This window comes from Endozoicomonas sp. Mp262 (assembly GCF_025643335.1).
Classification (GTDB): domain Bacteria; phylum Pseudomonadota; class Gammaproteobacteria; order Pseudomonadales; family Endozoicomonadaceae; genus Endonucleibacter.
The window spans coordinates 2,653,568-2,667,797 of sequence record NZ_CP092489.1; the positions used below are offsets into that span (position 1 = coordinate 2,653,568).

At 45.2% G+C, this 14,230-nt stretch carries 13 protein-coding genes; 11 read left to right on the plus strand and 2 right to left on the minus strand.

The annotated features are described in order from the left end of the window. The first annotated feature begins 628 nt into the window (after positions 1-628). From MJ595_RS11725 to MJ595_RS11735, 3 genes are all read left to right on the plus strand, one after another. Entirely contained in the window at positions 629-1,963 is a 1,335-nt protein-coding gene (locus MJ595_RS11725; RefSeq protein ID WP_263078058.1) for a glycine/sarcosine/betaine reductase component B subunit, read from the plus strand. A gap of 54 nt (positions 1,964-2,017) precedes the next feature. Next, positions 2,018-3,331 carry a glycine/betaine/sarcosine/D-proline family reductase selenoprotein B gene (locus tag MJ595_RS11730; protein ID WP_263078060.1) on the plus strand — a complete coding sequence of 438 codons (1,314 nt, stop codon included), beginning with the start codon at positions 2,018-2,020 and terminating at the stop codon, positions 3,329-3,331. Positions 3,332-3,423: 92 nt separating this feature from the next. Beyond that, on the plus strand, positions 3,424-4,944 hold the full coding sequence (locus tag MJ595_RS11735) for a BCCT family transporter (RefSeq protein ID WP_263078062.1): 1,521 nt from the start codon (positions 3,424-3,426) through the stop codon (positions 4,942-4,944). 97 nt (positions 4,945-5,041) lie between these two features. Here the strand turns inward: MJ595_RS11735 and MJ595_RS11740 are convergent, their stop codons facing one another. Continuing rightward, entirely contained in the window at positions 5,042-5,377 is a 336-nt protein-coding gene (locus tag MJ595_RS11740) for a hypothetical protein (protein ID WP_263078064.1), read from the minus strand. Positions 5,378-5,604: 227 nt separating this feature from the next. Further along, positions 5,605-6,078: a hypothetical protein gene (locus tag MJ595_RS11745; RefSeq protein WP_263078066.1), complete on the minus strand. Its 474-nt coding sequence runs from the start codon at positions 6,076-6,078 to the stop codon at positions 5,605-5,607. Positions 6,079-6,248: 170 nt separating this feature from the next. Here MJ595_RS11745 and MJ595_RS11750 point away from each other — a divergent pair, with 170 nt between their 5' ends. The 8 genes from MJ595_RS11750 (at position 6,249) to hisA (ending at position 14,228) form a co-directional block, all read left to right on the plus strand. After that, a complete protein-coding gene (locus MJ595_RS11750) occupies positions 6,249-7,241 on the plus strand; it encodes an IS30 family transposase (RefSeq protein ID WP_263078067.1) in 993 nt (330 codons plus the stop codon). Between the two features lie 349 nt (positions 7,242-7,590). Beyond that, a complete protein-coding gene (locus tag MJ595_RS11755) occupies positions 7,591-8,349 on the plus strand; it encodes a 4'-phosphopantetheinyl transferase superfamily protein (RefSeq protein ID WP_263078069.1) in 759 nt (252 codons plus the stop codon). Positions 8,350-8,526: 177 nt separating this feature from the next. After that, complete coding sequence (hisG, locus tag MJ595_RS11760) at positions 8,527-9,423, plus strand: ATP phosphoribosyltransferase (RefSeq protein ID WP_263078070.1); 897 nt, start codon at positions 8,527-8,529, stop codon at positions 9,421-9,423. A gap of 5 nt (positions 9,424-9,428) precedes the next feature. Then, the gene (gene hisD, locus MJ595_RS11765; protein ID WP_263078071.1) at positions 9,429-10,733 is read left to right on the plus strand and encodes a histidinol dehydrogenase; all 1,305 of its coding nucleotides are present in this window, start codon (positions 9,429-9,431) and stop codon (positions 10,731-10,733) included. Beyond that, a complete protein-coding gene (gene hisC / locus MJ595_RS11770; protein WP_263078072.1) occupies positions 10,730-11,776 on the plus strand; it encodes a histidinol-phosphate transaminase in 1,047 nt (348 codons plus the stop codon). The genes hisD and hisC overlap by 4 nt, the downstream gene beginning before the upstream one ends. Positions 11,777-11,790: 14 nt before the next feature. Further along, positions 11,791-12,861, plus strand: a complete 1,071-nt coding sequence (gene hisB / locus MJ595_RS11775) for a bifunctional histidinol-phosphatase/imidazoleglycerol-phosphate dehydratase HisB (RefSeq protein ID WP_263078073.1) — start codon at positions 11,791-11,793, stop codon at positions 12,859-12,861. Further along, a complete protein-coding gene (gene hisH, locus MJ595_RS11780) occupies positions 12,861-13,490 on the plus strand; it encodes an imidazole glycerol phosphate synthase subunit HisH (RefSeq protein WP_263078074.1) in 630 nt (209 codons plus the stop codon). Before hisB ends, hisH begins: the two co-directional genes overlap by 1 nt. 3 nt (positions 13,491-13,493) lie before the next feature. Next, a complete protein-coding gene (gene hisA / locus MJ595_RS11785) occupies positions 13,494-14,228 on the plus strand; it encodes a 1-(5-phosphoribosyl)-5-[(5-phosphoribosylamino)methylideneamino]imidazole-4-carboxamide isomerase (protein ID WP_263078076.1) in 735 nt (244 codons plus the stop codon). Positions 14,229-14,230: the final 2 nt, after the last annotated feature.

Genomic DNA, 14,230 nt, shown 5'->3' on the forward strand with positions numbered 1-14,230 from the left:
AAACAATATTTCATTTTATCGAATTTGTGTTGCTTAATAGTTTTTGTTTATTGTGTATTTTACTTTGATATCTGAAATAAAAGTTGGATTTTGATTTGAGGCAATAAAATAATTTTCTGTTTGATTAATAGTTGTATCATCCTTGTTGGGATTTTCAATGGTGACTTTTAATGGTACTGGAAATTTCTTATTTTATGGGCTTCTCCTGATCAGAAACTATTTTCTGGGCGGTCGTCTTCAGTAATAAAAAAAACAGCACAGTGCTATTAATCCCAAGAACGAATGCTGCTGACTTTGCGCAACAGGCATGGCTGGTTTTTTATACTGTTTCTACCGCCACTCAACACCATTCGGAGCCTCGTCTACAAACTTACTGCCATTGTCTGTCCAAGGATATTGTTTATATCCTCACCTGGTGGATAGGTGCCCCTTCTGTTTAATAATCCTATACAGCTGAATAAAGAATAAATTGTATTTAAAAGACTATTCAGTTTATAGGTTTAATCCAATTGATTAATGGTTTTGACTGTTCAAAAACCAGAGATGCCTTTTAACTGAAATTTAAAGTGCCTGGTATCTGGTTAAGTCATTGAATCAATAACAACTCAGTGTATTTGAGAGGTTGGCTATGAAGCTGGAAATAGGTAATTTCCATGTCAAAGATATCATTTTTGGTGATCATACTGTTTTTGAAAATGGTGTATTAACAATTAATAAAGCGGAAGCTTTGGCACTGGTTCATGAAGATGAACATATTACCGAAGCCGATCTTGTTATTGCCCGTCCTGGAGAAGAAAAGCGTATTGTTCCCGTTAAGGAAGCCGTTGAACCTCGTTGTCGGGTAAACAGCAAACATGATAACTACTTCCCAGGGGTAACAGGTGGAGATCTCTATCAAACCGGCGAAGGTCGTGTTCATGCCTTAAAAGGCTGTAGTGTGCTGGCAGTTGGTAAACATTGGGGCAGCTTTGGTGATGGCCTGATTGATATGACCGGCGAAGGTGCCCAGTGGAGTTACTTCTCATCCCTGGTGAATGTTTGCCTGGTGGCGGATACCGATGAGGAATTCGAACGCCATGAGCAACAGAAGAAAAACCATGCCCTGCGCTGGGCAGGCCACCGTCTGGCTGAGTATCTGGGCCGTGCTGTTAAGGATGCGGAACCTGAAGAGGTTGAAACCTTTGAATTGCCACCGGTTATTCGTCGTGGTGAAGCCGTCAATAAGCTGCCATCTGTTGTCTATGTTATTCAGACCATGACCCAGATGGAGGAAGAGGGCTATAACGATCTGGCTTATGGCTGGGATCTGAATAAGTCTATCCCAACCTTTATGCACCCCAATGAAGTGCTGGATGGCTCTCTGATTGGTGGTTCCTTTATGCCCTGTTCATCCAAATGGGCAACCTATGACTATCAAAACTGCCCCACTATTCGTTCCCTGTATAAAGAACATGGCAAGAGCCTGAACTTCCTGGGTGTGATCACTTCCAACCTGAATGTTTCCCTGGAACAGAAAGAACGTTCTGCCCTGTATGTTGCCCAGATTGCCAAATCACTGGGTGCTGATGGCGCACTGTTGGCTGAACAGGGCTATGGCAATCCGGATGCTGACTTCACCGCCTGTTATGTCGCCCTGGAAAATGCAGGGGTTAAAACAGTCGGTATTACTAATGAATGTACTGGCCGGGATGGTCGTTCCCAACCTCTGGTATCTATGGATGAAAAAACCGATGCCATTGTTTCCTGCGGTAACGTTTCAGAACTCATTGAGCTGCCACCAATGAAAGAGGTGATTGGTGAGCTGGCTGCCCTTGGTCGTGACGGTATGTCCGGTGGCTGGGATGGTGATGAAAAACTCGGCCCATCCGTTCGCGAAGATGGCTCCATCATCATGGAAAACAATGCCATGTTCTGCGGTGACCAGGTGATTGGTTGGGCTCGTAAAACCGTTAAAGAATTCTAATAGGCTTTCAACAACTTTTTATCGACGTTTGTCGATCATAGGCGAAATACTCTTATGAAAAAGGCAATTTGTTATATAAACCAGTTCTTCGCCGGTATCGGCGGTGAAGACAAGGCCGATCATCAGCCAGAAATCCGCGACGGTGCTGCCGGCTCTACCATGGCTCTGGCTGCTGCACTAAAAGATATTGAAATCACCCATACTATTGTTTGTGGTGACAACTTTATGGGTAGCCACCGTGAAGATGCTATCTCCATCATCACTGATTTTATTAAAGATAAAGAATTTGACGTCTTTATCGCAGGTCCAGCTTTTCGTGCAGGTCGCTATGGTGTTGCCTGTGGTGAAATCTGCCGGGCAGTACAGAATGAGTTTAATGTCCCTGTCTTTTCATCCATGAATGATGAAAACCCGGGTGCTGAAATGTTCCGCAAGGAAATGATTATCTTTGAAGGGGGCAAGAGTGCTGCCGCTATGCGTAAAGACGCTGGCAAGATGGCAGATTATATAAGCCGCTTCCTGGCAGGTGAACCTGTTGGTCATGCCGAGAAAGAAGGTTATTTTGGTCGTGGCAAGCGTCATATGGTTTTTGACCCTGAGTTAAAACCTGCCTCTGATCGTGCAGTAGAGATGCTGATGAGCAAGCTGTCCGGTAAGCCTTTTGTCACCGAGCTACCCATTCCTACAGTAGACCGGGTAGACATTGCGCCTGCTATTAAAGACCTGTCCAAGGCAACCATTGCAGTGATCAACACCGGTGGCATTGTCCCTGTGGATAACCCTGACCGTATTCAGTCAGCGTCTGCTACCCGCTGGGGGCGTTACGATATCAGTGAGATGGAGCGTCTGGAAAGCGGCGTCTTCAAGACTATCCATGCCGGTTATGACCCCATGATGGCTGATGGCAACCCTAATGTCTGTGTGCCGCTGGATGTACTGCGCGATATGGAGAAAGCAGGCAAGATTGGCAAACTCCATGAGTTCTTCTATTCCACTGTAGGCACAGGTACTACCCAGAAAGAAGCTGCCCGTATGGCCCAGGAGATGATACCGCCTATACAGGAAGCCAATGTTGACGGGGTATTGCTGGTCTCCACCTGAGGAACCTGTACTCGTTGCGGTGCAACGATCGTCAAAGAAATTGAAAAAACTGGTATGCCCATCGTCCAAATCGCCAACCTGGTACCTGTAGCCACTACCACAGGTTCCAACCGGATTGTACCTGGTTATGCCATTCCATACCCTCTGGGCAACCCGGAGCTGACCCAGGAAGCCCAGTACAAAATGCGTCACCATCGTGTGGAAGTGGCACTGGATGCACTGGCTACACCCATTGATGAGCAAACCGTGTTCAAAGTGAAAATCTAAATCAGCTTTTCTCAAATGGGGGGGGACTCTGTTTCTTCCCCCTCCTTCATGATTTTCCACACTGAACATGCCTCCTGGTTTGGAGGGAGCTTATGAAAAATCAAGCAAATGATAAAACAGTCTTTATAGTCGGGCTGGCCATAGTGCTGGCTATTGTACTTATGGGGATTTTTGTTCCCGATATATTGAGTTCTGTTGGTAACTCATTAATGGCTGGCGTAACCGGAAATTTTGGCTGGCTCTATAATATCAGCACCTTCATTTTTGTTATCTTCTGTATCTGGATTGCCTTTAGCCGTTTCGGTAGCATCAAGCTGGGCAATGAAGCACCTGAATATAGTCGTGGCACCTGGTTTGCCATGCTATTTTCTGCCGGGATGGGAATTGGTTTGGTGTTTTGGGGGGTTGCTGAGCCTCTTAATCACTTCCTTAGCCCTGTTAATACCATTGAAGGTGGGTCTGTTGAAGCGGCCCAGTTTGCCATGCGTAAATCGTTCCTGCATTGGGGATTGCAGCCCTGGGCTGGCTATAGCGTATTAGGCCTGACTCTGGCTTATATTCAATTCAGCAAGAAAAAAGCCGGATTAATCAGTAACCTGCTATTGCCCTTTATGGGGGATCGTTGTAGCCAGTCAGGCTGGGGAAAGCTGATTAATATACTGGCACTTTTTGCAACAACTGCGGGTATTGCCACCTCTCTTGGTCTCGGCGCCCAGCAGATTAATAGTGGCCTGTCTTATGTTTTTGGTATACCTGATACCGCACTGGTAAAAATAATTCTGGTTGCCTGTATTACTGTGGTTGTTATTGCCTCAACCTTATCCGGTATGAAAAAAGGGGTTAAATACCTTTCCAATATCAACATTGTTATTGCTGTGCTGATTGTGGTACTGGCATTTATTATTGGACCCACCATTGATATCCTGAATACATTTACCAATACGTTTGGCCATTATTTGCAGGACTGGTTATCAGATAGTCTGGCCATTGGCGACTTTGTGCAAGAGAGCTGGTATAGCAGCTGGACCCTCTTTTATTGGGCCTGGTGGATTGCCTGGACTCCTTTTGTTGCACCTTTTGTTGCCCGTATATCCCGGGGGCGGACTATCAGGGAGTTTGTGCTTGGCGTACTGATTGCACCTTCCATTGCCTCTTTCTTCTGGTTCTCTGTATTCGGTGGTATGGGTCTTAACAGTGACCTGGAGGTTATCCGGCAAGCGGTTCAGTCTACATCCACGGCCCTGTTTGTGGTAATGGGACACTATCCAATGGGTAGTGTAATATCAGTACTGGTGATACTGGTACTGTTCACCTTCTTTATTACCTCTGCCAATGGTGCCACTTATGTCTTGGGTACTTTGTCCACGAACGGTATGGCAGAACCACCTGCGCGGATGAAAGTAACCTGGGCTGTATTACAATCTGCCCTGGCCTTGGTACTGATGCTGGGGAGTGCCAATGGTTTGACCCTGCTGCAAACTGTTTCTCTGGCGGCAGCCTTTCCCTTTATCTTTGTGCTTTATCTGAGTATGGCTGCGCTATTACGCTTCGTCCGGGAAGAGACGCCTTTAGTTAAGGAATCATCAGAACATCATAAACCGTTAAAAGTATAAACCTGAGCTTTGCAGCCTCTTTTGTAGGCTGCTTTTTTGATGAGTCCGTATGGGCCTTTGGAGGGGTAAAGGTGATTAATAGGATTGTTTGTGGCGGTTAAAAATAACCAGCGAATTTTTCTCGGGCTTGTTCCAGGATTTGCCTTAATCTAGATGGCTGAGGCATAGAGCCTCTTGGCTGCTTAGGTGGGGTATATCCGGAGCCAAACCCAGAATCATATTGGCGCTTGCGAGGTACTGCCGGGATAGAACCTGGTAACACCTTGTCAAAATCGAAAGCGTCGACTTTAATGTGATACGTAGCGCAATATTCAAGAAATATTTCTTTTTCTTCATCGCTAACAGTAAAAATCATTTTTGGCGGGAGAACAGATCGCTGCTGCTTGTTACGTTCTGCTTCCAGAACAAGACCCTTAGTTAAGGCTTCAAACATTTTCTGTCTGTAAAATTCAACTATTTTACCTCTTGAGTTTTTAGCAAATGCATAAGTGCTTAATGGGGATACGATGATTACATCTGGGTTGCCATCTATACTTTGTTGTTTGAAAGGCTGTTTTTTTTTCTATCCTGCTTCTTGCAAAAAGAGAAGCTTTTGGATAGTTAGTTACTTGACATAGAGCTTCCTCTTGACTGCCTCGGCCAGTGGGTAGCCAAGACGGCTTAGTACCAGAAATGATCTGGTGTAGTATTCCGCCAACCCCCCCCAAATTGCTTGCCTCCGGCGATGACGGTACTGACGCCACGGTTAGCACCAGATTTGACGGATACATAAGCCGTCAGGAAAGCACTGTCCCACTTTGTTGCCATGATAACGGTTAAATCAGATATTGCTGGGGTTGATCCTCGGGTTGTTTGTTTTCTCAATATCCCTCTATCGTCATCTGTGAATTTTATTGAGCCTATTTTGAGATCATGAAGTTCGCAGTTTTGAGTACAGGTTTGTTCAGCCACTCTGGCAGCTAAAATATAACTTTTTACACTGCTTTCACTGTGTGGAAACTTGGAATTTTTAAAGTATGCTATGCCTTGATATGAAGGACTGGGTAATGATTGATGATTGTGCTTTGCTTTTTTTGGGTGATGACTTTTTAAACTTTCTTCATGTTTTCTTTTACCATTCGCAGAATAAGCCATGTTTGATGTAATAATTAAACTAATTGTTATTAAAATGGATAATAGCTTTCCTGAATTTGTATCATAAATGCATAACCTCTGTAACCAGAGGGTTGTTACAGAGCCTTTGAAGTGAATCAGAACTCAGGGGTACTCTGTTAAGCAACCAAACCAAACAGAGGACGCCAAGGATGGCCTTTAAGCACCTTAGCTCTGAAGAGAGACATTATATCGAAATCGAACTGAAAAATGGGACTTCTCAAAATAAAATTGCAGAAAAACTCGGGCGTTCACAGAGTTCGCTGTCACGGGAGTTAGGACGCAACACAGGGCAGCGTGGTTACAGGCACCAGCAGGCTCATCGTAAGGCTCAACAGCGTCATAAGGAAAAACCCAAGGCGGTGAAGTTGACGGAAGATATTAAGCGACGGATTGCTCAAGATATCCGGGCTGACTGGAGTCCTGAGCAAGTGGCTGGAAGGCTTGAAAAAGAAGGGATAATCAAGTTGCATCATGAGACGATTTACCAGTTCATAGAGGATGATAAGCGCACTGACGGTACCCTGTATAAACACTTGCGCCATCAGAAAAAAACGTACCGAAAGCGATATGGTTCAGCTCATAACCGAACAGGCATACCTAACCGGGTAGGTATTGAAGAGCGCCCGGAGATCGTCAACAACAGGGGGCGTGTTGGTGACTGGGAGGCGGATACCGTAATCGGCAAAAACCATAAGGGTGCCATTGCCACACTGGATGAGCGAAAGACTAAACTGCGCCTTGCTGTTCCGCTGCCAGGAAAGAAAGCAAAAGCGGTTAAACAGGCAGTGATTGATACACTCAAGCCCCTGAAAAGGTTTGTTAAAACGATCACTTACGACAACGGTAAGGAATTTGCTCAGCATGAAGCAATCAACAAAGCCTTGAGCTGCGACAGCTACTTTGCTGTGCCCTACCACTCTTGGGAGAGAGGCCAGAATGAGAATGCCAATGGGCTGCTCAGGCAGTACTTTCCCAAATCAATGGAGCTTCATAACGTCAAAGAAAGAGACGTTATCATTGCGGTAGACAAGCTGAACAGCAGGCCCAGGAAATGCCTCGGTTACAAAACACCATATGAGGCATTCAAAGAGTTAACTGGAGTGAATGCAAGAAAAGTCATGGGTTATGCATTTATGACTTGAATTCAGGTTTGATAAAAGAGCGAGAGTGCTATTTAATTTTTTTGAATACATCGCTATAAGGCCCCGTCTTAATTTGAATGCTTTTAGCAAATTAAAGATAGTAAGAGTATTAAATAATGCAATGATAGATAAAGGTTAAAGAGAACTATGAAAGAGACAGTTGATTTCTCCCAGTGAGAGCCATATTTTAATCACTGCCGTTTTATCAACGCGGCAGTTTTATTAAAGGTACCTGAGGGGGTAGATGATCACCTCCTTTTCTATCCGGGATCCCCTGATTTTACTGTAAGGCCAAGAACTGTATTATGAGCCGTACATAAGTACACTGAAGAAAGTTGGTTGGGGGATAATGGATCAGATTACAGCATGTGTTGCTGGTGGGCACCTGTGTGAAAAACTGTGTCGGGTAGGGGCTGTAAATCAGGCATATTTCCCTGATTTACACGATGATCTGGTGCTATTTAGTACCTGTTATCAGGCTGACTTAGATGCTGTTTCGTACTATCAAAACAAGGGTGTGCTGCTTCCTTCTTCATTAATGAAGGCAAGAAGTAAACGGCAGGCAGAGTATTTAGCAGGTCGTTATTGTGCCAGGGAGGGGCTAAAAGCATTGGGTTCCAGTAAATGTTTTGTTCCTACTAATAAAGACAGAAGTCCTTGTTGGCCTGTGGGTTATATCGGTTCGATCACCCATAGTAATGGCTTGGCACTGGCTATTGTTGGGGAAATTCACCAATTTAGGGCTATTGGTATTGATGCCGAGGAGATTGTTCCAGCTGAAAGAGCTGAGAGACTGTCAAAAGCGGTTCTACTGCCGGATGATTTGAAGCTTCAGGAATCTATGGGTTTACCTTTCGATTGGTTTTTCACCCTCGTTTTTTCGGCAAAAGAAAGCTTGTTTAAGTTGCTTTATCCTGAGGTGGGGCGCTTTTTTGGCTTTGATGCAGCAGTAATGAAAGAGCTGGATACGGTTAATCAAACATTTACTGTGATGCTGACAGAAGACTTGGCGGCAGGCTTATCGGCTGGTAGCCAGTATTTTGGACAATATATGGCAGTGGGTGGGTATTTGATTACGCTAATGTTGATGGATAAAAAGACTAACTAGGTCTGTGTAAATAGCTTGAGCCTCAGTATCGTCGGCTCTGGAAGACGCCAAGGGCACTCTTCCAGAGGTTGATATCGACTATCTAAAAAAAACCGGGAGAGGAATCTTCCGGTTTTTTTTATTTCAGGAACAGGCGTTACCCATTAGACTGGATGCCTCAATAAAAAGGATAACAAAGTGCAACGGGAAAAAATAAGAATTGCTATCCAAAAGCAAGGCCGCCTCGGGACTGAGTCCAAAGAGTTACTAAGGCGCTGTGGCATCAAATTCAGTGTGATGGGGGAACGCTTGGTTGTTCACTCCGACAACTTGCCTATAGACCTGTTATTGGTCAGGGATGATGATATTCCAGGATTGGTAATGGATGGGCTTGTTGATCTGGGTATTATCGGAGAAAACGAACTACAGGAAACGGGTTTAGAGCGAGCTACCAGAAGGGAGCCTTGCGATTATCAAAAACTGCGGACTTTGGATTTTGGCTACTGTCGGTTGGCGATTGCTCTCGATCAAGATCAACCTTATCAGGGCATACAAAGCTTTGAGGGAAAACGAATAGCAACAACCTACCCCCAATTGCTGAAGCAGTATATGCAGGAAAAAGGGGTTAATTGTGATACCTGTATTTTAAATGGATCCGTGGAAGTGGCTCCCCGGGCAGGCCTTGCTGATGCTATCTGTGACCTGGTATCCACTGGAGCAACCCTGGAAGCTAATGGCCTCAGGGAAGTTGAAGTTATTCTGGCTTCCAGTGCGGTATTAATACAGCGTACAGGTCATTTTAACGGGGAACAGCAGTCATTAATTAATCGTCTTCTGGTTCGTATTCAGGGCGTGATACAGGCTAAAGAGTCTAAATACATCATGCTCCATGCACCGCTTGAGTGCCTTGATGATATTAAAGCATTATTGCCTGGTGCAGAAGATCCTACGGTCATGCCCTTAGCCAATGATAGAGACAGGGCTGCTATTCATTTAGTGAGTTCTGAAAATTTATTCTGGGAAACCATGGAACAATTAAAACAGCTGGGAGCAAGTTCCATTCTGGTGTTGCCTATCGAAAAAATGATGGAGTAGGGACAGTGAAGCAGATTAATTGGCAGGATGTTAATGAACAACAAAAAAATGCCTGGCTAATGCGCCCGGCAATTGCTCAGGGCAAAAAGGTTTCTCAAGCCGTTGCTGCAATCATTGCTGAAGTAAGGTCACGGGGTGATGATGCGTTAATTGAGCTGACTGGCAAACTTGATCAGTTTCATTCTAAGACGTTTAAAGTCAGTTTCAAGGAAATTAAGGCGGCCTCTGATCAGATTAATAACCCACTAAAGTTGGCAATTGATAAAGCCAGTGAAAATATCAAGGCTTTCCATCAAGCTCAGAAACTAATGCCTGTTCAAGTTGAAACGCAACCGGGTATTGTTTGTGAACAGGTAACGCGACCTATTAATTCGGTGGGTCTATATATTCCAGCAGGTAGTGCACCGCTCATATCCACTGTTTTAATGTTGGGTATTCCTGCCAGAATAGCGGGTTGTCAAAGAGTCGTATTGTGTTCCCCTCCGCCTATTGCTAACGAAATTCTTTATGCAGCTTCTTTATGCGGTATTACTGAAATTTATTCTTTGGGAGGAGCCCAGGCTATAGCAGCCATGGCCTATGGCACAGAAACTATTGCCAGGGTTGATAAGCTGTTTGGCCCTGGCAGTGCTTATGTTACCGAAGCAAAACGACAGGTGTGTGCTGATTATCAAGGTGCAATGATTGATATGCCCGCAGGCCCCTCAGAAGTGCTGGTGATTGCCGATAGTGATGCCGATCCTGATTTTATTGCGGCAGATTTGTTAAGCCAGGCTGAACACGGCCCGGACTCTCAGGTGGTGTTAGTGACACCGGATAAACAAATTGCTGAGAAAACCGCAGAATCGGTTCGATATCAGTTAGCCAAACTTCCCCGTGCAGAAATTGCTGGGCAGGCATTGGAATCCAGCCTGTTAATTGTTGCTGAAACCCTTGATGAATGTGTATCCATTGCCAATCAATATGGCCCTGAGCATCTGGTTATACAGACTCGAAACCCCCGTGAGTTGTTGCCCTGGCTGGATCAGGCCGGGTCTATTTTCCTTGGACAGTGGTCACCGGAGTCTATGGGGGATTATGCTTCCGGAACCAACCATGTCTTACCCACCTATGGCTATACCCGGTCTTGCTCCAGTCTCGGGCTGGCCGACTTTACACGACGGATGACTGTTCAGGAGCTGACGGCTGAGGGATTTCTTAACCTGGCACCGACAGTGACTGCTTTGGCAGATGCTGAAGGTTTGGCGGCTCATGGGCAAGCAGTGACACTCCGGATGGAAAAGCTAAAAGCGGCAGGTTTTGAACGATGAATGGGGAAAAACTCGCCCGAAAGTCGGTACAGACGTTGATGCCTTATCAGTCAGCCCGGCGGCTGGGAAGCAGCGGTGATATTTGGTTGAATGCCAATGAGTCACCTTTTTCAAATAAATACCAGGTGAGTTGTGACCGGCTGAACCGTTACGGCGCTTGTCAGCCTGACGAACTGGTTGAAGCCTATGCCCATTATGCAGGAGTCAAAAAGGAAAAGATCCTGACATGCAGGGGAGCTGATGAAGGAATTGACTTGCTTATTCGAACCTTTTGCGAACCAGGGCAGGACAGTATTCTCTACTGTCCACCCACTTATGGTATGTATGGAATCAGTGCTCAAACAGTAGGCGTAGCTGTTAAAGCACTACCTAAGACAGCTGACTGGCAATTAGATATACCATTAATTAGAAAAAATCTGGATTCAGTCAAGCTGGTTTTTATCTGCAATCCCAATAACCCTACAGGGAACCTGATTCAGCCGCAGGCTATTAAAGCCTTATTGGATATGACCTACAGTAAAGCACTGGTTGTGGTGGATGAAGCCTATATTGATTTTTGCCCTGAAGCTTCATCCGTACAGCTACTCAATGAGTACCCTAACCTGGTGATACTAAGGACATTATCCAAAGCCTTTGCCCTGGCAGGCCTGCGCTGTGGTTTTGTTCTGGCCCATGCAGATATCATCCAGCTGCTGTTAAAAGTCATTGCGCCCTATCCTGTTCCTGTCCCTGTGGAAGAAATTGCAACTCAGGCCCTTTCTGACCATGGAGTGAAAACAACTAAAAGTCAGGTAGAAGTGCTAAGGGCTAACCACGTATACCTTGCTGAAAAACTTTCTGAATTTAATGGCGTTACTGTCTACGAAAGTGTTGGCAATTTTCTGTTGGTTCAGTTTCCAGACTCGGAGCAGGTGTTTTCCTGCTTATGGAATCAGGGGATTACAGTAAGGCATTCACCTATCCATCAATGTCTGCGTATTAGTATCGGCAGTCGTGAAGAGTGTGAAGAGCTTGTTGCAGCTATTGAAAGTCAGTTGAAGTGATCAGGAAGTAAGCAATGAAAAAAGAAAAAATACTGTTTATTGACCGTGATGGAACACTCATTCTTGAGCCGCCTGAAGATTTTCAGGTAGACCGGCTGGATAAACTCAAGCTGGAACCTCTGGTTATCCCTGCTTTGCTCAGTTTACAGGAAGCCGGTTATATCCTTGTGATGGTAACTAACCAGGATGGATTGGGTACCGATAGTTTTCCACAGGCTGATTTTGATCAACCACACTCAATGATGATGGAAATTTTCGAGTCACAGGGCGTTTACTTTTCTGATGTACTTATTTGTCCACACTTTGATGGGGATAACTGCAGTTGTCGTAAGCCGAAGTTGGGATTGGTAGAAAAATACCTTAAGGAAGGGCAGGTTGATTTTGCGACATCAGCCGTTATTGGTGATCGACAGACCGACTTGCAGCTAGCCGGTAATATGGCTATTCAGGGCATTCAGTATCATCCTGAAACTATGGGCTGGCCGAGAATTGTCAAACTTCTGACCCAAAAGCAAAGGACGGCTGAAATTGAACGCATTACCCGGGAAACAGCTATCCGAATCCGGGTTAATCTGGATGAATCGGGTAACAGTGAAATTGAAACCGGCATTGGTTTCTTTGATCATATGCTGGATCAGATTGCCACCCATGGAGGATTTCAGTTAAAAGCCCATGTTAAGGGAGACCTTAATATTGATGATCATCATACGGTGGAAGACACTGCCCTAGCGCTTGGTCGGGCACTGAAAGAGGCTCTTGGTGATAAACGGGGTATTGGCCGTTTTGGTTTTACCTTACCTATGGATGAATGTCTGGCACAGTGTGCGCTGGATTTGTCAGGCAGACCTTTTTTAAAGTTAGATGCAGCGTTTGCACGGGATCAGGTGGGGGACCTTTCCACTGAAATGGTTCCCCATTTTTTCCGTTCACTCACTGATGCCCTTGCCTGTACTTTGCATCTTTCATCTGTTGGCGTTAATACCCACCATATTATTGAAAGCCTGTTTAAGGCGTTTGGCAGAACATTGCGCCAGGCTATTAAAGTGGGGGGGAAAGAATTGCCCAGCAGTAAGGGGGTTCTGTAATGGCTGGGAAAAAGCAAACCGTCGTTATTATTGATACGGGCTGTGCCAATATTCTTTCAGTAAGATATGCTATTGAGCGTTTAGATTACAAGGTCGTTGTCAGCTATGCCCCTGATGTTTTAATAAATGCTGACAAGTTGTTTCTACCTGGCGTTGGAACAGCACAGGAAGCGATGAAAAATCTGGAGAAGCGCCAACTGACAGAGACCCTTAAGCAGATTGATAAACCTATGCTGGGTATCTGTCTGGGTATGCAGTTGCTATGCTCTTTTTCGGAAGAAAAAAATAAAAAGGCAGAGAACGTTATATCCTGTTTAGGCTTCTGTGAAGCACCAGTGAGAAAAATGGACGTGGCTTCCTTACCTCTTCCTCATATGGGCTGGAATAGGGTGATTGCCATTAAGGATCACCCACTATTCAATGGTATTTCCCCAGGAAGCTTTTTTTACTTTGTCCATAGTTATGCCATCCCCTTTTCCCATCATGATGGTTATACCATTGCTAACTGCCAGTATGGTGAATGGTTTTCTGCGGCTATTCAAAAAGACAATTACCATGGCGTCCAGTTTCATCCGGAACGCTCGGGTAAGGTGGGTTCGCAATTAATAAAAAATTTTCTGGAGCTATAAATAATGATAATACCCGCTCTTGATTTAATTAATGGTCAGGTGGTCCGCTTGTTTCAGGGGGATTATGGGCAAGTCACCGAGTACAAGGTCAATCCTGCACAGCAATTTAATGACTACCAGCAAGCGGGTGCGGAGTGGTTGCATCTGGTTGATTTAACCGGTGCAAAAGATCCGGCAGCACGACAGCTGGCATTAATCAGCGAGCTTCTGGGGAGTATTTCAGCGAATGTACAAATTGGTGGAGGTATTCGCACAGAGGATGATATGTCGTCTTTATTACAAGCAGGGGCTGATCGCGTGGTAATCGGCTCAACCGCGGTAAAGCACCCCGAGCGAGTGAAGGAATGGATAAAACGCTATGGGCCTGAGAAGGTGGTATTGGCGATGGATATAAATATTGACAGGGAAGGTCGGCGTCAGGTTGCTCTATCAGGCTGGCAGGAAAACTCAGGTATTCAGATGGAAACCCTGCTGGATAACTTTTTGACCGTAGGCCTTAAGCATGTGTTATGCACCGATATTTCCCGTGATGGCACTTTAACGGGGGCAAATGTCGAGCTTTATAGGGATCTATCACATCAGTTTCCAGAAATTGCTTTTCAGGCTTCCGGAGGCATTGGTTCATTGGACGATATAGCAGCCCTGAAAAATTCAGGTGTTACTGGTGTTATTGTTGGTAGGGCATTGCTGGATGGAAAATTTACAGCCAGAGAGGCTTTTGATGGCTGGAGGCGTTAGGT

Bases quoted from the DNA above. Each gene is read 5' to 3' on its own strand.
- MJ595_RS11740 (WP_263078064.1), bottom strand. From the start codon at position 5,377: ATGTTTGAAGCCTTAACTAAGGGTCTTGTTCTGGAAGCAGAACGTAAC.
- hisB (WP_263078073.1), top strand. From the start codon at position 11,791: ATGAAAAAAGAAAAAATACTGTTTATTGACCGTGATGGAACACTCATT.
- hisH (WP_263078074.1), top strand. From the start codon at position 12,861: ATGGCTGGGAAAAAGCAAACCGTCGTTATTATTGATACGGGCTGTGCC.
- MJ595_RS11745 (WP_263078066.1), bottom strand. From the start codon at position 6,078: ATGGCTTATTCTGCGAATGGTAAAAGAAAACATGAAGAAAGTTTAAAA.
- MJ595_RS11735 (WP_263078062.1), top strand. From the start codon at position 3,424: ATGAAAAATCAAGCAAATGATAAAACAGTCTTTATAGTCGGGCTGGCC.
- hisA (WP_263078076.1), top strand. From the start codon at position 13,494: ATGATAATACCCGCTCTTGATTTAATTAATGGTCAGGTGGTCCGCTTG.
- MJ595_RS11725 (WP_263078058.1), top strand. From the start codon at position 629: ATGAAGCTGGAAATAGGTAATTTCCATGTCAAAGATATCATTTTTGGT.
- MJ595_RS11755 (WP_263078069.1), top strand. From the start codon at position 7,591: ATGGATCAGATTACAGCATGTGTTGCTGGTGGGCACCTGTGTGAAAAA.
- hisC (WP_263078072.1), top strand. From the start codon at position 10,730: ATGAATGGGGAAAAACTCGCCCGAAAGTCGGTACAGACGTTGATGCCT.
- MJ595_RS11750 (WP_263078067.1), top strand. From the start codon at position 6,249: ATGGCCTTTAAGCACCTTAGCTCTGAAGAGAGACATTATATCGAAATC.